Annotated in this window: 19 protein-coding genes; 7 read left to right on the forward strand and 12 right to left on the reverse strand. The window is 58.2% G+C overall.

The features are described from left to right. Window positions 1-100: 100 nt before the first annotated feature. On the forward strand, window positions 101-670 hold the full coding sequence (locus JRZ79_RS24020; protein ID WP_205252853.1) for a hypothetical protein: 570 nt from the start codon (window positions 101-103) through the stop codon (window positions 668-670). Then, window positions 670-1,680 (forward strand): Kiwa anti-phage protein KwaB-like domain-containing protein, encoded by a 1,011-nt coding sequence (locus tag JRZ79_RS24025; protein WP_205252854.1) that lies wholly within the window; start codon window positions 670-672, stop codon window positions 1,678-1,680. Before JRZ79_RS24020 ends, JRZ79_RS24025 begins: the two co-directional genes overlap by 1 nt. Before the next feature lie 2 nt (window positions 1,681-1,682). On the opposite strand, the gene JRZ79_RS24030 is transcribed toward JRZ79_RS24025, so the two are convergent. The 5 genes from JRZ79_RS24030 to JRZ79_RS24050 all read right to left on the reverse strand — a co-directional run bounded on the left by JRZ79_RS24030 (window position 1,683) and on the right by JRZ79_RS24050 (window position 11,829). Next, window positions 1,683-2,726: an endonuclease NucS domain-containing protein gene (locus JRZ79_RS24030; protein WP_205252855.1), complete on the reverse strand. Its 1,044-nt coding sequence runs from the start codon at window positions 2,724-2,726 to the stop codon at window positions 1,683-1,685. Window positions 2,727-2,889: 163 nt separating this feature from the next. Then, the gene (locus JRZ79_RS24035; RefSeq protein WP_205252856.1) at window positions 2,890-6,732 is read right to left on the reverse strand and encodes a hypothetical protein; all 3,843 of its coding nucleotides are present in this window, start codon (window positions 6,730-6,732) and stop codon (window positions 2,890-2,892) included. After that, window positions 6,729-7,310 (reverse strand): BREX protein BrxB domain-containing protein, encoded by a 582-nt coding sequence (locus JRZ79_RS24040; protein ID WP_074878714.1) that lies wholly within the window; start codon window positions 7,308-7,310, stop codon window positions 6,729-6,731. Before JRZ79_RS24040 ends, JRZ79_RS24035 begins: the two co-directional genes overlap by 4 nt. After that, window positions 7,307-10,990 carry a hypothetical protein gene (locus JRZ79_RS24045; protein WP_205252782.1) on the reverse strand — a complete coding sequence of 1,228 codons (3,684 nt, stop codon included), beginning with the start codon at window positions 10,988-10,990 and terminating at the stop codon, window positions 7,307-7,309. Before JRZ79_RS24045 ends, JRZ79_RS24040 begins: the two co-directional genes overlap by 4 nt. Next, the gene (locus tag JRZ79_RS24050) at window positions 10,987-11,829 is read right to left on the reverse strand and encodes a DUF1819 family protein (RefSeq protein WP_074878716.1); all 843 of its coding nucleotides are present in this window, start codon (window positions 11,827-11,829) and stop codon (window positions 10,987-10,989) included. The genes JRZ79_RS24045 and JRZ79_RS24050 overlap by 4 nt, the downstream gene beginning before the upstream one ends. A gap of 305 nt (window positions 11,830-12,134) precedes the next feature. On the opposite strand from JRZ79_RS24050, the gene JRZ79_RS24055 reads away from it, so the two are divergent. Both JRZ79_RS24055 and JRZ79_RS24060 read left to right on the forward strand, forming a co-directional pair. Then, window positions 12,135-13,163, forward strand: coding sequence for a Cdc6/Cdc18 family protein (locus JRZ79_RS24055; protein ID WP_205252783.1), 1,029 nt, complete (start codon window positions 12,135-12,137; stop codon window positions 13,161-13,163). Between the two features lie 744 nt (window positions 13,164-13,907). Beyond that, entirely contained in the window at window positions 13,908-15,164 is a 1,257-nt protein-coding gene (locus JRZ79_RS24060; protein WP_122106730.1) for an orc1/cdc6 family replication initiation protein, read from the forward strand. A 453-nt stretch (window positions 15,165-15,617) separates the two neighbouring features. Here the strand turns inward: JRZ79_RS24060 and JRZ79_RS24065 are convergent, their stop codons facing one another. Beyond that, a complete protein-coding gene (locus JRZ79_RS24065) occupies window positions 15,618-16,214 on the reverse strand; it encodes a hypothetical protein (protein ID WP_205252784.1) in 597 nt (198 codons plus the stop codon). 121 nt (window positions 16,215-16,335) lie between these two features. On the opposite strand from JRZ79_RS24065, the gene JRZ79_RS24070 reads away from it, so the two are divergent. Then, a complete protein-coding gene (locus tag JRZ79_RS24070) occupies window positions 16,336-16,746 on the forward strand; it encodes a helix-turn-helix domain-containing protein (protein ID WP_205252785.1) in 411 nt (136 codons plus the stop codon). Between the two features lie 74 nt (window positions 16,747-16,820). Here JRZ79_RS24070 and JRZ79_RS24075 read toward each other — a convergent pair whose 3' ends face one another. Together JRZ79_RS24075 and JRZ79_RS24080 are read right to left on the reverse strand one after the other, a co-directional pair. Beyond that, window positions 16,821-17,144 (reverse strand): hypothetical protein, encoded by a 324-nt coding sequence (locus JRZ79_RS24075; protein WP_205252786.1) that lies wholly within the window; start codon window positions 17,142-17,144, stop codon window positions 16,821-16,823. Between the two features lie 172 nt (window positions 17,145-17,316). Then, window positions 17,317-18,135 carry a hypothetical protein gene (locus JRZ79_RS24080; protein ID WP_137685134.1) on the reverse strand — a complete coding sequence of 273 codons (819 nt, stop codon included), beginning with the start codon at window positions 18,133-18,135 and terminating at the stop codon, window positions 17,317-17,319. Window positions 18,136-18,362: 227 nt separating this feature from the next. On the opposite strand from JRZ79_RS24080, the gene JRZ79_RS24085 reads away from it, so the two are divergent. Beyond that, window positions 18,363-19,034 carry a helix-turn-helix domain-containing protein gene (locus JRZ79_RS24085; protein ID WP_137685141.1) on the forward strand — a complete coding sequence of 224 codons (672 nt, stop codon included), beginning with the start codon at window positions 18,363-18,365 and terminating at the stop codon, window positions 19,032-19,034. Further along, on the forward strand, window positions 19,031-19,726 hold the full coding sequence (locus tag JRZ79_RS24090) for a hypothetical protein (protein WP_137685133.1): 696 nt from the start codon (window positions 19,031-19,033) through the stop codon (window positions 19,724-19,726). The genes JRZ79_RS24085 and JRZ79_RS24090 overlap by 4 nt, the downstream gene beginning before the upstream one ends. Window positions 19,727-19,851: 125 nt before the next feature. Here the strand turns inward: JRZ79_RS24090 and JRZ79_RS24095 are convergent, their stop codons facing one another. The 4 genes from JRZ79_RS24095 to JRZ79_RS24110 form a co-directional block, all read right to left on the reverse strand. Beyond that, complete coding sequence (locus JRZ79_RS24095) at window positions 19,852-20,781, reverse strand: ArdC-like ssDNA-binding domain-containing protein (RefSeq protein WP_205252787.1); 930 nt, start codon at window positions 20,779-20,781, stop codon at window positions 19,852-19,854. A 410-nt stretch (window positions 20,782-21,191) separates the two neighbouring features. Further along, a complete protein-coding gene (locus JRZ79_RS24100) occupies window positions 21,192-21,539 on the reverse strand; it encodes a hypothetical protein (protein ID WP_205252788.1) in 348 nt (115 codons plus the stop codon). 75 nt (window positions 21,540-21,614) lie between these two features. Beyond that, the gene (locus JRZ79_RS24105) at window positions 21,615-22,613 is read right to left on the reverse strand and encodes a DUF6610 family protein (protein WP_205252789.1); all 999 of its coding nucleotides are present in this window, start codon (window positions 22,611-22,613) and stop codon (window positions 21,615-21,617) included. A gap of 123 nt (window positions 22,614-22,736) precedes the next feature. Next, window positions 22,737-22,952, reverse strand: coding sequence for a hypothetical protein (locus JRZ79_RS24110; protein WP_144928047.1), 216 nt, complete (start codon window positions 22,950-22,952; stop codon window positions 22,737-22,739). Window positions 22,953-23,056: the final 104 nt, after the last annotated feature.

The following is a 23,056-nucleotide window of genomic DNA, read 5'->3' on the forward strand; positions in this document are numbered from 1 at the left end:
CCATATACTCTCGGACGGCGGCCGGGTCAGTATCCGTGATATTGTCCTAAGAGTGGATACAAAACTGACTTTGACCTCCGAATAGAACATAGGGAACCTAATGGGGCGTATTCCGAGTTGGGCGAAGATCGTCCTGTTCTTGAGCTCCTATAGCCCGCTCTTCGCTATCGTCGCCCTCCGCGCCCACGATTCGACCCACTCTGTTTTCGGGTACCAACTGGAGCCCGTCGGTATCGGGCCTGTTGAGTTATCCTATCTTTCGCTCAGTTTCTCGGTTCTCACCGTGATTAGCGTCGTCTTCTTGGCTCTGATGATACGGATGAATCGCACGAGACAGGGCCAGTTGAGCGAAATCGAGCACTACCGAAATCGGTCAGATATGTTCACAGAGTACCTCTTGGTCTATATCTTCCCGTTCATCGTGTTCGAGTTCTCGAATATATACGATGTAGCGGCGTTTCTCGTGCTATTTCTCACGGTCGCTGCAATCGTGATCCGCTCTAACCGCTTGTTCGTCAATCCGGTTCTGATCGGCTTCCGCTACCGCGTCTACGAAATCGAAACTGAGCACGACAGACGAATCCTCCTCACCAAGCAGGAACTCGATGGGAATGATATGACACTCAATACAGCAAGAATAAGTAGTGATGTCTATATCACCACAAGATAATGAGTTCAGCGAGCCGGGGTGACGCTCGAGACCACTTCGACGAACTGGTCGCATTCCTCCAGCGGATCGAGGACATCGATACCAGCGAACTTGGGATCGACCTACTGCTGGCTCGTCTGGACGAGGAGAGCACCGAAGACTATGACTACACTTTTGATCGCATCCCGTTAGGACAACAACTCCCAGAAGATTTGGAAGGTCTGGTGCGTGAGAAGGCTGAACACAAGCAATCCGCACTCGAGAGTGACAATATTCGATTCTCGGATTACGGCATCGAAAACCGAGATCGCGACCAGACCTTCGTTCAGTACGAACCCACGGAGAACATCCCCCAATTCGAAAACTTCGAACGTCTGCTGGAGGGGGAGCGGTTCAGTCACACTACATATACGGAGCCGCCGAAACCCGAATTCCAAGCAATCCGTATTCGGGATGCCGACAACCGTCAGATGGCGATTGCCTTTCTGAACTACAGTCGGCGCCAGATTATGGGTCGAACGTCTCGAGCGCGTATGCGGGTTGGGAGTGAGAAACATACCAAAGTAGGTGATTCGCTGATCTCGATCCCCGACCGAGTCGATTCGATCTACTACGATGGTATGATGTACATCTTCGACCAGTCCCGGTTCGAGAAGGTATTTGATTATCTCGCAGAATATGAGCGGTGCGCAGACGACGTCTTAGACCGGATCGAGGAGACGGATATTCCGTTCCACGACTTTGATATGTTCAAGGAGGCGGTTTACGGGAACAACCGTGTGCTGAGACTGATGTACAAGGTACACGAACGCGGCGTGTACGAGGATATGGATTTAGACGACGCAACGTATATCCGCGATAACTTCGATACCGACGTGAAGTTCGAGGAGAACGGTGACGGAGAGATGTCCATCAAGATGGATGACAAGCGAGATGTTTGGGCTGTTCTCCGCTTCTTCAACGACGATCACCTCGACTCGCCACTTACGAATGAGCAGTATATCTCGCTCTCAAAGCAAGATGCTGGATAAGCTCACCCAGTAGTCTCGCCGAGTATCTCCCGAGCCTGTGATTCAAGCGCGTCGAAATTGATCTCCTGATCCGGCTTACAGGTAATTCTCACTCCGCTTCGACCACTTCCTCGCATATCCTCCTTAACCGCAACCGATTCAGCATCGATTCCGAGTACGTCCGCAATCTCCGCAGCGTCCAGCGAAGCCGTATTGACGTCGTACAGGTCGATGTGGAACAGCGTACGCTTCGTCCGGATCGCGATGCGACGTTTTCGTCCCTTGTTGAACGCGACGTAGTGCTTCTGCCCCCACTCCGGCCCATTGAGGAACTCTAGTTCCTGCAGCGCGGCTGTAACGTCTTCCAGCAGATCGGCTGTTTCCTCGTTTGAACGCTCGTTGAGGTGCCAACTCTGTCCGTCCTCTTTCCACGGCTCGTCAGAGGTGTCGGGACTTACGTCCGTCACGGTGTGTTCTGGTGTCGGGATCGTCTGCTCTGCGTCAAGATACAGCCGGTCGCCGTCCTTGAGGAGCTGGAACTCGATGACGGAGATGTCGATCGATCTGTCGCTGAGCCACCGGAGCACGATGTCCAGCCGCTCGCGGACGGATTCACCGACGAAGACGATTCGCTGATCCTGATTGAGCGTGTAGTCTTCGTTGCAGAACTCGTCGAGTACCTCGGTAAACGTGGTTTCCTCTTCATAGAGCGTCCGACCCCACGACGTGGACTTGAATTTCTCGAACTGGTCGCGGAGTTTGGAGTAATCCCAGTGCGAGGTATAGGCGGCGTACTTGAGTCCCTGAAAATCGACCTTCGGCTTCAGCGCGCCCCGTTTGAGTTCGATGGCGACCACGTTAGCGTCTCGGTCGATGGCGAGAAGGTCGATACCATCGCCGATCTGCTTGACGGAGACCTCCCGTCCGACCAGTCGAAAGTCCTCTCCAAGGATGCTCTCGGGACTATTGATGATCCACTCTCGGAGGTCATCCTCACGAAATCCCTCTTCCTTCAGGGAGACCGTTTCTAACGTGGAAACGTCTTCCTTGTCCCCGACTCTAAGCATGATGTCGAGATAGAATCACAGACGCATGATAATCCTTTGGAGCCACCAGTAGACAATGTGAGAGAATTTGGACGGGCACGTCGGTTCGACCGTGATTACGGCCCTGTGTTGCGTAATTACGAATTGAATATAAATGAATTCAGTGTTTTGCAACACCAGACCGTCAGTCGAGCGACTCGATCACCATCACAGAGCCATCCGGTAGTTCATCCATAGTCTCCCGAATCCGCCGCAGCTGCTCGTCAACACCGTCGAGCAACTGCTCGGCGTCTTCGATCAATTCACCCACGCGTTCCTCACTCGGCGGGCTGGTTCCCTCGACTGCATCGACGACCTCTTGCGTGAGATCGTGGTCGGGATACTCGGACTGCAGTTCGTTGGCGAGTTCTTCGAGTCGTTCGTCGACTTCGAAGGGATTCTCTGCCTCGTCAAGGAGCTGTTCCACCTCGTCGACGCTCGCCGGCTGTGACCGACTGAGCATCTCGTTCACATCGGTCGTAACTGGATGGTTCGGGTGTTCTTCCTCCAGTCGTTCCGATGCCTCCCGGAGCTGCGACCAGAGCGAGGCCCCGCTACCGGATGCTTCGAGGAGTCGCCGTGCCCGTTCGTACCGCTTGGCTTGCTGAACGACCGTCGGGTCGACGAGGTCTTCCTCCGAGAACGAATCACCGTTCCATGCCGTCTCGAAGAGCTCGTAGAGATCGTCGATGGTTACACCGTCGAATTCGACGGCGACGCGGTCGGCAGTTTCCTTGCTACTCCCATCGTGAACGTAGAGCCACGTCGCGAGACTGGAGACCACGCTCTCGGGATCCTCGTCCGATGGCGACTCTCCCGTGATGCGTTCGTACTCTTCGCGGACGACGGTTCGTCTGTGAGCGTCGGCTTCGTCAATCGTTGCTCGGAGCCGGTCGGCATCAGGCACTTCGTCCCCGCCGACGATCGCTTGCATCTCCCCGGTGACGTCCGCACCGGGGTAGAGCCGTTGCATCTCCGTCGTTCGCTGGCTGAACTCCTTCCAGAGGTTGTTGCCATCCTCGGCCAACCGGAAGAGATCTCTTGCCCGAGCGAATCGCTCGGACTGCCGTTCAATCTCGTCGGACGCAAAGTCGTCTGTTTCGAGAGCCTCGGCCCCAAGTGCGGGCTGGAGAGCCGTTTTGAGTTCGCCCAACGAAGCGCCTTCGCCGAACTCTCTGCTGACGCCTCGTAAGACGCGTTTCACCAGCACGCTGTTCTCGTCTACCCATTCAGCCAACTCAGAGAGCCACGCGTCGGGGTCGGTTCCTTCTGTCTCCTTACCGATCAGCGTCTCGACGGTCTCTCGAATCTGCTCTGGATCGGTATCTCCGATAGATTCGAAGCGAATCTGTACGTCGGTCAGGTTCGTCTTGTTTCTGACCGCTCGTCCGATCTCGTCCGGTTCGGTAATGTACTCGTCGTCGCGGCGCAGCGCGATTTTGTTGGCCGTTGCAAGCGTGATCAGCAGGGCCGAGATCGACTCCTGCGGTGTCCCACGATACGTGCCTCCGCGCTGGACAGTCTGGGTAAGCAAGTCCTCGGCACGAAGCGACTGGGTGTCCCCGTACTCGTCGAGGAACTTCTGACACCAGCCGTCGGCGAGTTCCGCGCGGTCGGTATCCACACCGAGTGTGACTGCGTCCTCGCTCGAAAGCGGCCAATCGTCGACGCCGCGGAAGAACTGCGCCATCTGCTTGGCGTCCTCGACTTCCGTGATTCCGTTGGTTAGGGCGAAGCGCGTCCCACTGAACACGGACTGGACTTGCGTTTCCACTACCTGCTCGAACACGTCCCCGTATCGTCCTCTCGTCCCACCCGTTCGGACGTAAACGTCCGCTTCCTCGAGTTGCTCGCGAATCGCCGATTCGAGTGACCGCTGTTCGTCACGGTGGTCGGACTCCAAGTCCGGATACGTTTCCGTCTCCTCTGACAGCACCTCCTGCATGCCCATCACGTCCCGCAGGCGGTCGATCGTCGATCCCTGTAGATCGACGGCGACGAGGACGTGCTCGCCCCCGTCCCGGCCTTCGTTCGTCGACTGCCATGCATCAACCTGATCGCTAATCTCCTCGTCGCGGCCCGCGACCAACCGCACACGCACTGCGTCAAACTCCGGCGTCGGTGCTTGCTCGATAGGGTCGAGAACAGAGTAGCCGAACCGGAGTGGGACTTTGCGCTCCCCCTCGAGATCCACCTCGTGTCGACTGCCCTCAGAGAGCAGAAGGTTGCTTCCCTCCCGAAGGGAGTTCTCCAACTTGGCCGAAAGCCGATGCGACGGGATCTGTTGTGCGCGGGTCTTCGCCCGCGTCAGAATGTCCTCCTGTTCCTCGGAGACCAGCAGGTACTCCTCGTCACCGCGGTCGTTCGTCTCCGTTAGCACCTTCCGATCCTCGAGGAGGTCGGAGAGCGCCGATTCGACATCGCTTCGGACGGAGTCGAACGACTCGTCAGTCGACTTGACCATCAGCCGGGCGAGGTTCGCCGGCGTCGACGGCACTTCGGAACGCACCTGATTCAGCAGGTACAGCGCCTTCGCAACGCGAACCGAGAACGCATCTTCGTCGCCGCCAGCCGAGGGGACGAGCTTGTTCTCGACCATCTCCTGCACCCAGAGCGGAATGTAGGTCGTCTCTTCGACCAGCAGGTCGTACAACTCGTCCCACGTGACGAGCGCTCCAACCTGCTTGTCTCCCCACTCGAACCGCGTGAACAGCGAGCGGACGAGGATGAGCAACGCCCGACCCTGCACGTACTCCTCTTCGGTCACGCGTCCACGTGGCATCAGTTGCTGAATCACCGTCCGGAGCAACCCGAGATCGTACTCGCGGAACGGGTACGACTCGACTGCGTCCGGGTCGGCGCCGGCAATATCGGAGTATGCGTCGAGCGTCAGGTCGGGCATCTCCCGGAGAGCGGACTCGACGGCCTGTCCACCCTCGGCGTCCTTCTGCAGCCACCGCTTCCGAACGATTATCTCGGTGTCGGCACCCTCCAGTGGTTCTTGAGCCCCGTACCACGGTTGCTCCGTGACTTCGGTATCGTCGAACTCGCCGTGGATACGCTCGATCGAATACTGTCCAGTCCCGATAACTGGCGGGTTGGGCCCGACACCCAACTCCGTCAGCGCTTCCATCGTCTCTTGGAACTCTCTGTAGCGATGGCGGCCATCGCCGATGAACAGCGCCACCTCGTCGAGCCCGATCAGCAACTCCGTCTCGGTCTCTTGTGTGCTCAGCGACTCTTGGGCCTCTTCGATGCGCTCGACGAGTTCGTCGGGGTCGAACTCGTCGGGATCGACTTCCTCGATGGCGTCGTCGATCGACTGCTTGACCTCCTCCCGAGACGCGAACGGTGAGTCATCGAGTGTCGGAACAGCGTCGTAGAGCCAGCTCCGTAGCGACGCCCGCTCGTCGTACACGTCCTCGAACGTCTGTCCGTCGTGCTCGACTTCCTGTAGTCGCTCCCAGCAGTCACCGTGGTTCATGTCGAGCTGCCATGCCCACTCGAGCAGCCAATTCGGGTCGGTGGGGTACCCGAGTTCGCGACCGATTGCCTCGTAAATGAGGTAGGGGAGTGGCGGTTCCTGTGACGCGTCCCGGTTGAGGAGGTTCAGGAAGACAGGTTTCAGCCGATCGACGTGAGAGTTGGCGACGCTCTGCCGGAACGACTGGAAGCCCGGCCATCTGTTCGCCAGCTCTTCGCCGAGGTCGGAGAACTCCGATTCGGTGTCGGCAGCGAACCCAATAAGTTTCAGGAGGTGCGTCTTCCCCGACCCGAACGTCGCGGAGATGTAGAGGAAGCGCGGTTCCTCGTGTGGATACTTGTCGACGAGGTTCCCGAGCGTGGTGAGCACGTCGCGAGCGCTGTCGGTCTCGTAGAACTCGCGGACGTCGTTTTCGGCCTGCGCTCTGGCGTTGACCTTCTGGACTTCCTCGAGTTCGCGAGCCGGTGACTGCTGGAAGATGTCGTGAATGTGTATGTCGCTCATTGGAGATGCACCCCCTTAACTCGGCCTTCGATCTGGTGGGCCGGGTAGTAGTTGCGTGATTCCTCGCCGAAGAAGTTCAGATTGCCACCATAGATGTCTCCGGGGAACGGTATGCCGATCGTAGACTGGACGTTGCGGCGGTCGAGTTCGTCGAGGAGTTCCGACGCACGCGTGAACGGGTAGAGGCTCCCGAGGTGCGTGAGGAGAACGACGTGTCGCTGCTGGGCTGGTGCATCGATTTTCTCGACCATAACCGCGACGAGTTCCTCCGCTAATCGGTCTTGCATCGTCTCAGTGATCGTCGCGGGTTGGCTGTTCTCGCCGAGGTCAACCGCGAGTTCGAAGACATCGGTTTCGACGAACAGCTCGTCCAGTCGGAGGACTTGGACGGTTCCGTCATCCGGGAACTCCTCGGTACGATGCGGGTTCGTCGCCCAATCGGTGAGCCGTTCGGCAACCCGGTGCTCGTACTTCGGTTGGACGGGGACGATTACGAACGGATTTCGGATGCCGCGTCGTCCGTCGGCGAACTGTGCGAGTCGCTCCGTGAAGTCGTGGAAAGGACGGTTAGTCGTCATCGGATGATCACCCCCGTCTCAGTCCGCTCGATACTGAGGTCATGGCGTTCGACGAGCCGTTCCAGTTCCGAGTCCAGCGATTCGCGATCCGACGGGAGAACCCCGATCGCCGTGATGTCTGTGGGAGACTGATCCCCAACGAGTGCCTGTAACTCCTCGAACGTATCTCGTAATTCGTCGATGTCGCTACCGGCAACCACAGCGAGGGGTTCGCTGTCGAGCAGTGTGTTCGTTGCTCGAATGAAGTCATCAGCCTCGGTGTTGGTCGTTCCGCCGGTCACCGTCGATACCGCGTCCGAGACGTCCTCGTACCACGATGCGGCGCGACGGAGTGGTGTGATGTATTCGCTCTCGAAGGCCGGCCGAACGTTCGACTCAAACTCATTTGCGGGCTGGATCCACGGATGCTCCTGTAACTCGCCGACGAACGCATCGACCTCGGTTTCCGTTCGGAACGAGTCCCACGCGGTCTCGATCGCCTCGTCGAGGGCCGGCGAGGTAGTTTGAGCGTCGTTGAACCGATCCCAGCCATCGTGTGTCCACCATTCACCCTCGTAACCGCCGATGCTCTCGCGAAGCGTCTGGCTGGCCGATTCGACCTCTTCGGTCAGCCAGTCGTACGACTGCTGGGCGAGAGTCAACTGCGAGTCGATTCGTGTGAGCGCGGGGAGGCGCAAGCTCCACACTTCCTCGGCGTCGTCGTACCACTCCCGAGCGTCGTTGGTTGCTTCGACGACGTCCTCCCAGTCGGTGTCACGTGATTTGACGGCCTCTCGTCGGTCGATCGCGCTCTGCTGCTCGGCTTCGAGCGCTTCCACGAACGACTCGAGGAGGTTGCGAACGGCGCGCGTTTGGATGTCACTCTCGGCGACCAGTCTGACGTCTTCTACGAGACTACCGAGTCGACCCGCGAGCGTGTCGTTCGCGGACTGGAGCCTGACGATTCCGTCCGGGATGGTCTCCGTCGAGTCCATAAATCCTCCCTCGCGGAGGATCTTTCCTACACTGTCACCTTTCGCAATCTTCAGACGCGTCGTCGTCAGTTTGTTCAGGTCGATTACGTCGTCGAGTTCGAGGGAGTCACCTGTCTCGTCGATGGGCAGGAAGTCTCCCTTCCGGCAGAGGCCCCAAATAATCGCACACAGTGCGGGGCGAGCGTCCTCGTAGATCGGCTTCTTTTCGATGATTCCGTCAAGGATCGTCGCCATCGCGAGGTTCCCGCCGCGTTGCTTCAACTGTCGGCCGGTGAATGCACGCACGTTGTTCTGGATCGACCCCTCGTGCGTTTCGGGGTCTTCTGTCGCGACATCGATCTGCTGGGCCCACGTAGGGAGCGGGTCTTGTGCGGAAAGTCCACGGAGTTCCTGTAAGTGCTCGTCGCCGACCTGCAGCATTACGGGGTGGAAGTCGTCGGGGTAGTTGACGTCGAGATACTCCTCGACTCCCGAAACCATACCCCCGATCTGATCGCCGCGATCCTTGACGTCGAATGTCCCGCTCTTGAGCGCCTCGACGAGTTTGCTCTGGACGCGAGCTGCGCGGTCGGAGAGATCACGCTCGACGGACTGTGGGAGCGTGTGGTCTCCGACGGCATCTGTGAGCGACCACCACTCGATGAGGCTATCACGGAGATCGTCGAGTCCGTCCTGTCCGATCGTCCATTCGAGCGGGTCGTCGTCGTAGCTGATGTCTGCTGCGGCGGGAGAGATTCCTTCGACGGCGACCTCGACATCGAGGGCGTCCTCAGCGTCGACTGTCGTATCGAGTTCGATCCCGTCGATACTGAATTCGTAGCGAACGGGATACTGCTCGCCGGTGTCTGGGTACTCGGCCGATGTCGGGAGTGAGAGGTCGCGCACGATGTCCTCCCAGAGATACCCGTCTACGGCTTCGATGATGGACTGCCAGTCCGGGTTGTCGAGGTTTTCCTCGGAGGCTTCGATGATCTCGCGCTCCTCCGGATGAGTGAACGCGTACTTTGGCCCGGTTTCGTCGTGCGTCGGCCGGATGAACTTCCGAAGCCGTTGGAGCGAGTCCTCGACGCGGTTCTCCATCTGGAACTGAGTCGGGCCGTCGAGGTCACTCAACACGGCGACTGCGAGATTCCGCTCGGACATCGGGATCGTGTCCGGGATGTGCTGGAGGAGCAACACGGCCTTCGCGACATCCACGTCGATCTCCTCCAGTTCGCCTGCCTCGTGCTGTTCCTCAATCTCCTCGATGACCCCCACGTCCTGTGGCGTGATGTCATCGAGTTCCGGTTCGATGAGGTCGTAGAAGTCGACCAGCGAAATGACGTTGGTCTCCTCGCCGGCCTCTATCCACTCTTGGAGGAGTCCGTGAACGAGAGCCAGAATCGCCCGTGCGGTTCCCGAGAAGATCGACTTCGCCGGGTCGTGTGCTTCCTGCCGGAGGTTCGAGAGGATCTCGAGGAACAGCGGTGGCTGATACGGAAGGAACGGATAGAACTCGACGAGGCGCTCACGGTCGATGTTGTCGAGCGGTGGTTCGGTGTTCTGTTCGATGCCCGAGTACACGAGTAACGTCTCGGGCTCGTTGCTGGTTCGGTCGAGGACGCGTTCCGTATCCTCCTTCCCGTCCACAGTCTTTTTGAGCAACCGCTGGGTCGATATTTCGCCGACGTGTCGACTCGGAAGACCAAACCGGTGCGGAAACCGATCCTTGACGATGCTGAAGTCAGCACCACGAGCCGCGAACTGCGGCTGGACGTCCTCGATTTTGGCCTGTGCCGTCGCCACCAGTTGGATGTCGCCGTCACCGGTCTCATCGACGCTCTCCGCGAGGGTCTGCAGCTCGGTGAGGCGGTCGAAGTCCGTCCCGATGAAGAGGCTGACCTCGTCGAGCAGTAGTACGAGTTTGACTGGACGGCCGAGTTCCTCTTCGCGATCGCTCCGCAACTGTTCGAGACGCTCGACCATCGCTTGTGGGTCGAGATCCGACGGCATCAGGTCGTCTAGACCATCCACCGTGCCGGTCTCCTGCTCGAAGAGGGTGGGAAGAACGGCGTCCGCGAGAGCGTTGTACTGCTGAACGTCTTCCCAATCGTACTTCTCGGGGCTATTAACCGTACTCCGAAGTGCTGTTTGGGTGTTGGTCGTCCGGTCATCCCACGCGTCGGTCGTCCGGTACCAGTCCTCGAAGAATGCGACGTCGAGTTGCGACGAGAGCCCCCCATCGGCACCGGTGAGCCGTTCCGACGTGTGAGCACTGCGGAGGACGATCTCACTGAAGCTCAGTTTCTTCTGGCCCTGATGCTTCAGGAGGTTCACCGAGATCGGGATGACCTCGTACTCATCGTGGATCGACGACCAAGTGGACTCGAGCGTCTCCAGCTCACGACCATCGGTTAGCTGTTCCCAGACATCCTCGCGCTCTCGAAGCCACTCGCTATCCAGCAGGCCGCGAAGCACGCTGAGGAGGTGGCTCTTCCCGCTCCCATAGTACCCGTAGAGCCAGTAGTTTGCACCTGACCGCATATCCTCGGAACGGCCGAGCAGGCGCGAGAAGAAGTCGGACATAAAGTCCTCAGACTCCTCCGTCACGTGGTAGGAGTCGATCGATTCCAGTCGGTGATCGCGACCGTTATCCTCGCGGTCGATGCGGACGGACTCCTCGAAATCGCTCCCAACATCGGCAGCGAACCAGCTCTCGTCAGTCACACTTCGCCCTCCCATGGTTCGGCCCAGTCGTATGTATCATCCACCGGCTGGAGCCTCAGCTCACCGTGAATTCCGCTCGCTTCCCAGTTCGGATCGTCGCTCACTCGTTCGGCCAAGGAGTCCCAGTACTGTTCCGGTTGGAAGAGATAGAGCCAGCCAGTCGGCTGGGAGAGCCAGTCATCCCCGTGAATCTCCCACGAGTAACCTGACGCAACGAGCAGTGGCGTCGTTCCGAGGTTGGGGATTTGTCCTTGAAGGGCCTGCTGTGTCTCGAGAACACCGATCTCTCGCATTACCGACCGAAGACCTTCTCCCCATCGACGAGTCGTCGATTCCGCATAGTCGAACTCGCTTCCATCGTGGTAATGGAATTCGTTCAGGAGGCGCTCAACCGTCTCCTGCTCGAAATCCAATCCTTCGACACCGGACTCCTGAAGCCGGTCGACGTACCGGTGAACGGTGTACTTCACGAGAGGGTCGTCCTCCAGCAAGTAGAAGTACAGTACCTGCGCTTTGTCGCCCACCGTCTCACACTGGTCGAGGACGGAGGGTAGCTGGACGATAGACGGAAGCTCGCTACCAGTAGTCTTGAATCGAGAACTGAGAGCGCGATAGATTCCCTTCGAACTCCCACGCGTACTGCGCTCGTCAAAGCGTTCTTCGATCCATTTCTGTTCGACGACCGTCCAGTCTCGATGTTGGGCGTACAGCCGAGCGAGCATCTCTGCTCTATCCACAAGAAGTCCGCATCTAGTGAGAGCCATCGACACCTCGTCGTGAGAAAATGTCGAGTCGAGCGACGGTAGGGAAGTTCCCCTCCCGTCGGTGCGGAGAGTCATATATCATCTCGAACCATCCACACCACTTAGTTGATATGGATAACCTGATCACGAGGGGTCTAACCTCGACCTCTCATATCGGTTAGTTTAGCTGGAGTGAATGTCGCTGACTGGAAAATTCAGACTTCACACGCTCCTGCTCATAAACGAATTCCGGAAGCTCCCGGAAATCTGGGTCTTCCACAAACCGAACCGCGATACTGCGCGGGAATTACCACAGGTCAGAGCGGACTAATTGAATCGTTTCCGGAAACAACCCGGTCACGTTTTTACTACTAGCCAGAAAACCAGTCTATCAAGCAAAGATGATCCGCGATGCTCGCGTTCTCCGCGCCGGGTTCGTCCCTCGGGAAGTTGAGCATCGCGACGCCGAAGTCAACCACCTCTCCAGCGTTCTTGAGCCCATCACGAACGGCGAGCCCGCCGACACGGCCATCGTCACTGGACCCAGCGGCGCCGGCAAGACGTGCATCTCGAAGTTCGTCACCGAACGACTCCGGGAAGAGGTCCTCGACGTCGAGACCACCTACGTCAACTGCTGGCGCAGCTACACCCGGTTCCGGACGCTCTACCAGATCCTCGACGACCTCGGCGCGACCATCGACATCCACCGGCAGTCGACGCCCCACGACGAACTCGTCGACCGCCTCCAGCAGCACGACGGCCCGCGAACCGTCGTCATTCTCGACGAGGTCGACCAACTGGAGGACCCCAGCGTCATTTACGACCTCCACAGCCTCCCACAGTTCGCGATCATCTGCATCGCGAACAAGGAAGAGGAGCTGTTCAGCCGCGTCGACGACCGCCTCGTGAGCCGACTGCGCTCCAGCGAACACGTCCGGATGGACAAGTACCACGACGAGCAGCTGTACGACATTCTGAGTGCGCGGGCGAAGTGGGGACTCGATGAGGACGTCATCACCGACGACCAGCTCTACCGGATCGCCGACGCGGCCGCCGGCGACGCTCGCCTCGCAATCGGCATCCTCCGAACGGCTGCCGGCAAGGCCGATCGCGAGAACCACGAGCGCATCACCGACGACATCCTCCTGGACGCCGCCGAGGATGCCCGGGCCCAGATTAAGCAGAAGAGCATCGATTCACTCACGCCACACCAGCGCGTCGTTTACAACATTGTTCGCGATCACGAGCCACTCGGGCCGAGCGAGATTTACGACCGCTATACCGAGAAGGTCGATGATCCTCGGACGAAACGGACAGTGCGGACGTATCTCTCCAAGATGGTCCAGTACAACCTCCTTGATGCGGAAGGCACGAGCCGGGACCGGGAGTACTCACTCGTCGGTTCGGAAGCTGCGTCGCCAATGCAGTAATATCCTGTCTCCGATTGGGTGAGATCGAGCGGCAATCAAGCGAACCCTTGCGGAATCGCAAAACACCGAAATCACGGGATACTAGTACTGAGTGCCGACCGCGAATCGAGCATAGGCCATAAACAGTTAACCAACAGACCGTCAATACATGCGCTTTGTTGGTTAATCGATGATCTGTATCGGTCGAAATTCGAACCACGATGAACGATAGGGATCACGGAGAGTTGATTCAAAAACGGTCATCATCGGGAAGTGGGAACGAGCGAAACATGTGGAAAGAGGTCCACGGTCATCGATTGATTGGTGTCGGGAAGGGTAGATTTCGATTGGAATATCGGGCAGGCAACGATGGTAGCAGGGAGAGGGCGACCAGAGTTGCCAGTATTGCCAATAATACCGTCGTTTAAGTACCTCTCTCACTCCACCATTGCCAGTAACGAGGGGAGAATGGACAGGAGGGCAGAAGATGTCACGTCTCTAGTCTAGTTACTGTTATCTAAACCTACTATAGCTAGTCGAGTTTTCGCTAGTACGGATTCAGTTTAACATACAATGTATTAAAAGTACCGCTAATTAGAGAGGGGGTCAACGACCCCCTCCAGTTGTTGCAAAGGTTTACTGGCAATAGTGGAGTGTGTGTGTTTTATAAGCGAGGGCGGTACTGGCATAACTGGTTCGAGTGGTGGGTTAGTGGTGATACTGGAACCCCTGGTTTTATGATGGCTCTTCGTCTTGAGTCCGCCTATGGGCCGATTCAATCGAGAATCGTTCATCATCCAGGATAAAGACGTCCTCCGGGATGATTACCAGCCAGAGACACTCGAGGAGCGGGACGAAGAACTCGACGAATATGCGGCCGCTCTCCGTCCTGTCATTCAGGGCTGGCAACCGAACAACGTCTTTCTGTATGGCGTTACCGGCGTCGGGAAGACAGCTGCTACGCACGATCTTCTTGAGGAGCTGCAAGAATCCGCCGGAGAGTACGACGACGTCGATCTCAACGTTATTGAACTCAACTGTACTGGCTGCACCACATCCTATCAGGTAGCGGTCAATCTCGTGAACGAAATTCGCTCTCCTTCTCACCCTCTCACCACAGTCTCGTCTTCGCGCGAACCGATGAGCGAAACCGGGTATCAACAAAAACGCATCTTCAACGAACTCTACAACGACCTTGAGTCGATCGGTGGGACTATTCTCGTGGTTCTGGACGAGATCGATAACATCGGCTCGGATGACGATATTCTGTACGAGCTTCCACGAGCACGCTCGCAATTGGATCTCGATGTGAAAATCGGTGTGGTCGGCATCTCGAACGACTTCAAGTTCCGAGAAAACCTCTCTCCGAAAGTCAAGGACACTCTTTGCGAAGAGGAAATCTTGTTCCCTCCGTACGACGCGACTGAACTGCAGAATATTCTCAAGCAGCGAGCCGATATCGCGCTCTACGACGATGTCCTCGAATCAGATGTAATCCCACTGTGCGCCGCATTCTCTGCACAGGACTCGGGATCTGCTCGGCAGGCGTTACGGTTACTCCGGAAAGCAGCTGATATCGCCGAGAACGACGCGATGGCGGGTGGAGAGGCGGAAATCACCGAAGACCACGTTCGGGAGGCCAAGCATCAGATCCAGCGACAACAGGTTGTCGAAGGGATGCATTCGTTGACCCGGCAGGGGCAGTATGTGCTCCTGACTGTCTGCCAGCTAGCGGCAGAAGGTGAAACGCCTGAACGAACGAAACTGATCTATGAGCGATATCAAGCAGTTCTTCGAAATCACGGTAGTGAACCACTGAAACGCAGGCGGGTACACGACCACTTGTCGGATTTGAGCCTCCACGGGATTTTACGGTTGGTCGACTCGTCGAGTGGACGCGGAAACTACAACGAATACGAGCTTGATGTCTCCCTGTCGTCGGCCCTCGACGCACTCGAAAGTGAACTCGGAGAGCTCGACGATATTCGTGAAACTGCCAAGCGGCATCGGGTTCTGGAGTAACTTCTCAACCGCCAACACCAGTACTGCCAATACCCTCTCCACTTTTGCCAGTAACCGCGCAACCGTCAGTGCCAGTTTATCCAGTACCCTCTCCGGTGTTGCCAGTAACTCCCTGCCCCAATCAATCCGACTAGTTACTACCAGGACCACCGTTGCCAATTTCATCTAATAGCGTCTTGTCCTCCGATTTTACTGGCAATAGTGGAGTGTCTGACAAAATCTAAACAAAATTTCATTTACGAGCATTTGTAATCACTCTCCAGTGGACTACTCATCCCGAAAGGATTCGTGGTTCGAAGTTCCAATCTTGCACGGATTCACCCCGCACTTACTACTCGAAAACGGGGGGTGTCTTCCTATTCGAGTTCATTCGTTGTCTGGGCCATCGGTGAACCGGATTTCGTGGAGAAACGACAGAAACGTCGGGGGTGTGAGTTACCGATTAGTCTCTGTCTACGGGTATTCCTGATCACTCACGAGAGCCTCGGCACACTCGACGAGGTCGTTCTCAGTCGTCCACCGGCAGAGACGCCTAGCATCGTTGAGCATCTCGAAGATCGCGGTCTGCATTCCACTGTAGGGACTCTCGACGGCTACGTTCGTGTCGATCGCGTCCGCATCCAACGAGTCATACTCGCGTTTGAACACGTGAGTCTTCGCGAAGTACTCCTCGAGAGCCGTAAAGTAGCCCTGCTCGACGAGGAAGCCGCCCTGGGCGTGTTCGGCGACACCCACGATGATGTCCGTGTAATCGGCGAGCAGTCGGAACTTGAGGTAGGTATTCGTCCACTCGCTTCGAATGTCGACCATCAGGAACGCGTACGCACCGGGCTGCCGGTTGAGGCGATCTTTCACGAGCTGGAGACGACGGATCTCGGGTTTCCCGTAGCTGCCGAGAACGAAATACGAATTCTTAGCTGAGAAGATCGGCGTGAGCTCCGCAACACTCTGTTTGAGCGCTTCGTACTCCTCCGGTGTGAGTGAGGCCTCGTGCAGATACTCGTCGGCTTTCTCGGCGAGTTCATCGACAGTAACCGGTTCCTCACTCATCTACCCGGGACTTCTCCCGTACCCTGCTTCAATGTGGCGAATACATCGGTGACCGTATCGCAAAAGACCGATTCGTATTTGAGCGAAACGCTTTTGCACGCACTACACGAAATGTGGTGTAATGAGTACGTCCGATCATCCGCCAAGCGACTTGGAGTCCGTTCGAGAGCGGCTCAACGTCGTCACCCAGGAGACACGATTCGCGCTCCTCCAGGACATCCTCGGGCATCCGTCGGAACTGCCGACGCTGAAGGAACTCGACTACGTCAACCCGAGCAAGAGCCAGACGACGATTCGTCAGCACCTCCAGCAACTCGTCGACGCTGGCATCGTCGAGGAAGTCCTCCTGCCCGAGGACTGCCGAAGGAACGACCTCCCGTACAAGTTCTACGGAATCAGTGGGAGTGGTCGGCAGTTCCTCGATGAGCACAAACTCCTCCGGGCACAAGACACGCTTCGCGAGATCTACGACCGGGTGGAGAAGACCGACGACATCGAACGGTACGAGACTGCCCCGCGACCCGAGCGCTAACAGCTCCCGTCTTTCACTTCGCAGACGGGGTGTCTCCCTGAACCATCGGTCATCCGACTGTGGCGTTATCTCGTCTATCCGTCAGGATTGACGGGACCTTTGTACTGAGAACGGATTTTGTCGCCGTCCCGCCACTGCCAGTAGTAGTAGCGGTTGTCGTTGATTTCCTTGATCGTGATCGTCGCCTTCGTCGGGACATCATCGGGGAGGTCATCGGGTCGCTCGTCGATCTCGTCTTCCTCCTCCGCTTCGGCAAGGCGGGCCTCGCGCTCGCGATGCTCGGCGAGGTCCTCGGCATAGTGGGAAACGTCTCGGAGCAGCTCGGGTGAATAGCCGTTGAGTGTGTCGATGACGTCGGTGGGGAGGTCCGCTGGGGGCGTCGGTGGCTCGTAGGACATGGGCCGATCTGTGTTAACCAACACAGGCGCAAACTGCATAGTTTTGTTGGTTAAGTTGCTGCCAACTGTTCTCACCGGTTCTCCAGCAGCCGTCTCACTACTCGAAACTCTCCATCAAGGAGTTTCGTCTGATGTTACAGTAGCCTCGGGAGATCTCGAACGCTGGGCGATCCTACGAGTTCGAGGGGAGACGCCCATCAGGTCGTGGGACCCGCCCCTGCTTGATCTCCTGATCGACTCGCCGGAGGTGTTTACAGCCGCCATCGGGCGTACGCTTCCGCCAGTCTGGACACGTACACGACTCGCTGATCACGTCGACTTCATACCAGTTTCCGGACGCCGATCGGACCTCATAGAGGCCACCCTTTTCGAGCAGCGAGACGGCCATCGATTCGTCGACGGCACGGCTGGTTCGCGGCTCGAGGTCGTCGTGCTGGGGCGAGTGCTCCGTGACGACCATCCGATCGCGCACGTCGCCGGAGCGGCCGCCGTCTGGGGCAACCGCAGCTTCGGGATCCTGGAGCCGATTCGCAACCAGGGCCTCGACCGGATGCCCCTCCGGCCACAGATAGTGGACTTCCCGCCGCTCGCGATGGTCGTAGGAGCCACAGGCGGCAGCGCTCCCGATCCAGACACGCCACGCCCCGAGTGCTGCCATCACGTCGACGATGACTCGCGGAACAGCGTCGTATTCGTCGGGGTAGAATACCCGGAAGCGAGTACATGCCTCCTGCGGCGGAACCGTCTCCCACCACTCGACGTCGTCGTCCCAGCTGTTGCACATCGCGTCGTCCTCTCCGTAGCCGACAGTCACGCCGTCAATCTGCGGTACCTCCACCGATGTGTCGTCAGCCTCGTCTTCGAGCAGCCGAAGGACGGCGTACCGGAGATACTCGTGTTCCGGATGGTCTGATGATTGGGCGACCTGCTCGTGGTGCTCTGCGACTCGCTCTGCCTCGTCGAGAACGGTCGTTAGATATCGGTCGGTCATAGTTCGTGGAGACGGGACTGCGCCTCCGCCCCTCGGCGGGCGCTGATAGACTTAACCAACAAATAGCGATCAGTCGTATCCTCTGTTGGTTAATTCATTTCTGCTCGAATGCTGCGCCGGATCGGACTACCGGAGCCAAGAATTATATATCTGTATAGAGATAACTCTATAGGAAATACGGGGGACAAGACTAATACCGTTAGATGCGATACCGATAACTAGCAATGATGGAGTACGTCGACGAGACCGCGGCGAAGATCATGGTCGCGGCCCGGCCGGGCGACTCGATCCGTCGAATCGCCCAGAAGATCGACGGCTCCTACTCCTGGGTCTACGACTGGATCGAGCGGTTGGAGGACGCAGGCTTCATCCGGCGTGAGGACGGCGTCTACATCGAGAATTACGCTGTCAGGGATCGCTACTACGATCTCGTCGCCGCTATTTCTCGCGCTGTTCCCCCCTCGATCGACGACGGCTACGTCATTCCGCACTTCGCCGGGATGCCCTTTGCGTACACGAAAATCGACGGCGTCTACGTCTGGACCCACGGCGGCTATCAGATCGCCCGGGGCCACGACGATTATCCGATCTTCATCCAGGTCGCCGACCGGGATGTTGAGCAGTGGACGGCATTCTTTGATGAGTTCGGGATTCCGAGCCGGATCGAAGAGCGGCCGGATGCGAGCGACTACGACGCGACCGTCTCGTACGTGTTGTTCCCGACGAGTGGGGGCATCACTCGCGAGTGGGTCGACGGCAATCCGGTCATTCCGTTGGACGATGCAATCGAGCACATGTTGGAGTACCGGGTGAACTACGAGCCGGCGTTGGAGATGATCGCTGACGAGTACGACCGCGATATTGACGCGTCCCACGAGGATCCGCGTTTGAACGCATGAGTCTCGGTGAACGCGAAGACGAGCTGCTGGATACGCTGGAGGCCGTCATTGACGCTGACCTGCCATACGTGCTCGTCGGTGGGTGGGCGATCGCGGCGTTCAATCAGCGCTTCACCACGGACGTCGACGTCGTCATTCCGGCCCAAGCGGTCGACGACTACACGGACCTTCTCACCGACCGCGGCTACGAGAAAACGGCCGATGTCGAGCGAAACGAGCTCTACGAGGGCCGTACCATCCGGTTTGAGAAGGACATCGGGAATCCGGTTCGGTTCGACGCGATGGTCGACGCGTTGGGCTGTCGCCAGACGGAAGCTGAATGGTCGTATCGCTATCTGACCCAGCACTCCGTCACCCAGGAACTGCGAACCGGGCGCCCGGTAACAGCCAGGATTCCGGAACGGGAGTTGCTGTTTGCCGTGAAACTTCACAGTGGCCGCAAGGCAGACTCCCGGGATCTGGTGGTGCTGGCTGCTGGCGCGGATTTCGACCGGATCGCGACTCATCTGCATCGCGGAGAATCCGAGAAGCTCGCTGGTCGCATCGAGACTGTCCTCAACCGCCTCACGTCGGAGGATTTCGCAGATGCATTCAAAGGAGTCTTCGAACAGCAAACGGTTCCCGAACAGGATATCGATGCCGTCGTTGAGTTCCTTCGTGACCAGCAGCGCCGAATCGATTCTGAACGATAACATCGACTGTCGATGGGTATGTCTCGGGACCGATCGAAACACACGGGGTCGGGATGCCGAACGAATTAACCAACAATGTCGACAGAGTACCCTCCGGCGTTGGTTAACAGCCGGGAAGGGGGTGTTCAGCCCTCTACAACTGTGTCGATGATTTCCTGAGCGGTCGAACTGATCCGGCCGAGACGCTCCTGAATACTCTCCGCATCGTCGTCCTGCCACGCGGCAAGATAGAACGCTGACCCGCTCGTATCCAGGTTGAAATACCGCCCGACGATGTACGCAACGGCTTCCGCTTCGACCTCGCGTTTTGCGCGCTCGGGCTCGTCGTCGCCATCGAAATGAAGCAGCGCGTGGGCGTACTCGTGAACCAATGTCACCGCGAGATCGGCCTGATTTGAGCGGGCTTTCGCTTCGACGACGGGCTGGCCCTCGTGGAGAGTCCGGTGTTTGCAGACGCCTTTCGCGTCGCCATGCTCCCACTCGGCAGCGTCGACGACACGGACGTCGATATCGAGAGTAGTTGCCGCATGGAGGAGCGCTGGCACCAGGTCGTCGGCGTCACCAGCTGCCTCGGTTTCCAGCTCGGGTAGCGGTTCGCCCTCGGTTTGAGACACGTCGAAGACTGCCGTTGGTTTGAATCCAACCAGTCCTTTCGACCACTCCTCGGGCGATGTCTCGTCATAGTCACAGTCGCTTTGCTCGTGGTAGCTCGGTGAGTTCTCGCACTCGGGGCACTGCTTCGTAATAATGGGTGCCCAGATCCAGATCGCCTGTTCGCCCTCTTGGACGTGCCGGTCGAACTCCGATCTCCACGTATTGTAGCCCGCCACGCGGGTCGCCTCGGGACACTGGAGTTTGATCAGGAGGGTGTTACGATGAGAATAGTCGTGGAATCGGGACTGGACATCGAGCCACTCCTGGAACTGTTGGCTGGCTTTTGCCTCGTCGACGTCTGCGACGAGATCGTCGATCCAGTCTTCGATCGTACTGTGCATCTCGTCGTGTCGGGTGTCGGTCTCAACGAACGAGATCCCCGACTCACTGGCTGTCATCATGGATTGCATCACATCGAGTACGACGACGTCTCCGAGAAGTCAGGACGCGCCGCACCCCTCGGGGGCGCACAATAAACATCGGCGCGACTTCGGGGGTTTATATCGGGGCTGCTATCGGAGGCTGGAATTAACAACCAGTGCGATACAATCACCGGGAGGATGGGTCTCGTCGAAACGCTCCGCGGGGTCGTTGGTACTCGCACGTCCACGACATCCACCCTGTATGAGTGCCGGCACTGCGGAACGACCCTTTCCGAGGACGCCGAAACGTGTCCGACCTGTGGTGGAGAAGACGTTGCATGCTACCGGTTCTAAGTACACGTCCTCCTGTCTGGACAGGTTGCGGTCAGACCCGTTTCTGTTCGAGATAGTGCCCGGTCAAGCACCCCGTAGTGTGAATGGGGGATCGGTTATCGAAGCGCTGCCTTCTCGTCAGCGAAGCCGATCGTGACGAGATATTCGAGGAACGCATCGAACTGGTTGACATCGCTCGGCGTATCGGTCGCGAGATGTCGTGCCCACTCGATGGCCCACTGGAACGCAGGATCGGTTCCGCCCTTACCATGTATATACCACCAGCGGGCGGCCTTCAGGACGACGAGCGGATTCGTCGGCGGTTGCTCGCTTGCGAGTCCACGAGTGATCGACCGGATTTCCCCGGGTACCTCAGCGGGGTCGACCTCGCCTGATTGGGTGTTCGATACGTCGACTGGAATATCGTCGATCGAGACATCGTTCGGGCGCTGTTGTTGACTCACGGAAAATCACCTTCTCGGAGGGCTTTCTGGATCGAGCCCTCGCCCCCTCCGGGGCGCGAAAAACCACTCGTAGCGTCACGCAGGTGGGAGGTAGACGCTCTGCTCGCCGGCGATCTCCTCGAGGGTGTTTCGATGCCGGTGCGCGAAATAGCAGTCGTAGCTGCAGTAGCCACAGAGAGCGCCAGTATCGTATTCGGCGACGAAGGGACCGCGCCGGGTCGTCCAGACGTTCGCTCCGCAGTCGGTACACGCAGCACTCTCGAGATCGGTCGGTGACGGCCCCTCGTACTCGATTTCCAGAGTGTCGTTATGTAGTGTCGAGTCGGGCCAGACACCGTGAGAATGCCAGAAGGCCTTGATGCGGGCGAGACTGTGTCGGACTGTCTTCCGAACTGTGACGTGGGAGGCGTCACGGCCACTATCATCCCAGCCGTCAGCCGTCCAGAACTCCCCGAACTGCGCGCCGCGATGTAGCCCGTTCCAGTCGACGCCCACAATGTCGGCTGGTGGCTCGTCGGTGAGTGTCGGCCGGGTCAGCTGTCGGATGGCTTCGAGTTGTTTTGGTGGGCTCCCGCCGAGGATATGGACGCGCCGACCGCGCCAGTCGGCCGGATCAGAGAACTCGTGGGCCAACCGGTCGGCGTACCCACGCGAATAGCCAAGAACGAGATCCTTGGGAATTGCGTCGATCACCGCTTGGGACTTTGGGACGATGATGAGCTCGGCCTCGGGATAGCTGGCCTGAATCTCACGAGCAGCAGCGACGTGGTCATCGACGTCGCCGCGTTCGTAGATGTCGCCGATGACGCCGACCTGTGGTTCGTGCTCGAAGAACCGATCGACGAACCGATCCAGATCGGGGTTCCGAAAGTCGTTGTCAAGCATCCCGACGGGGAGGGTGAGATTCTGATATTGGTTCTCCTGATACCCGCAGTCCTCCCGAAAGCCGGGAAGGAAACCGAGCTTATAGGCATCCAGAGTGAACGGGGCTCGATGGAGGAACGCCACGATGTCGGCTTGTCTGGCGGCAGCGATGTCGCTAGCCGTTCTGGAGTCTGTACTCACGAGGGACATGATTGGCGTCACGAGGCCGCTGTTGGCCGCCCCGCGCCCCTTCAGGGGCCTGAAAAACCGAGGCGCAGTCTGTTAACCAACAATGGGGAAACCCACGCGGAGCTTGTTGGTTAATAACAGAGCTTACTCTTCGTCCTCACGCAGCTCTTCAGCCTTCCACTTGAGCCGGCGCAGAATCTGCGTCCGATTCTGATGGGCGTTCTCGTAGGCAACGCACTCCTGGAGGGTTTCCATATCCGGGATCGTCGCGATACCGGCCTTGATCAGGCGTGTGTTCGGTGCTTCCAGACGCTTCTCTGGAGGGAATTCGTTACTCTCTTCGTCGTCAGTAGTCTCCATCTCGAAGAGCCTCCACCCCTTTGGGGCCGACACAAACAACTCTCCGGACGATAACGCTCTACCTCTAATAGGGATGAAACCGATACAATAGTTACCGTAATGGT

Source organism: Halobacterium sp. BOL4-2 (assembly GCF_016917835.2).
In the GTDB taxonomy this organism is placed as follows: Archaea; Halobacteriota; Halobacteria; order Halobacteriales; family Halobacteriaceae; genus Halobacterium; species Halobacterium salinarum.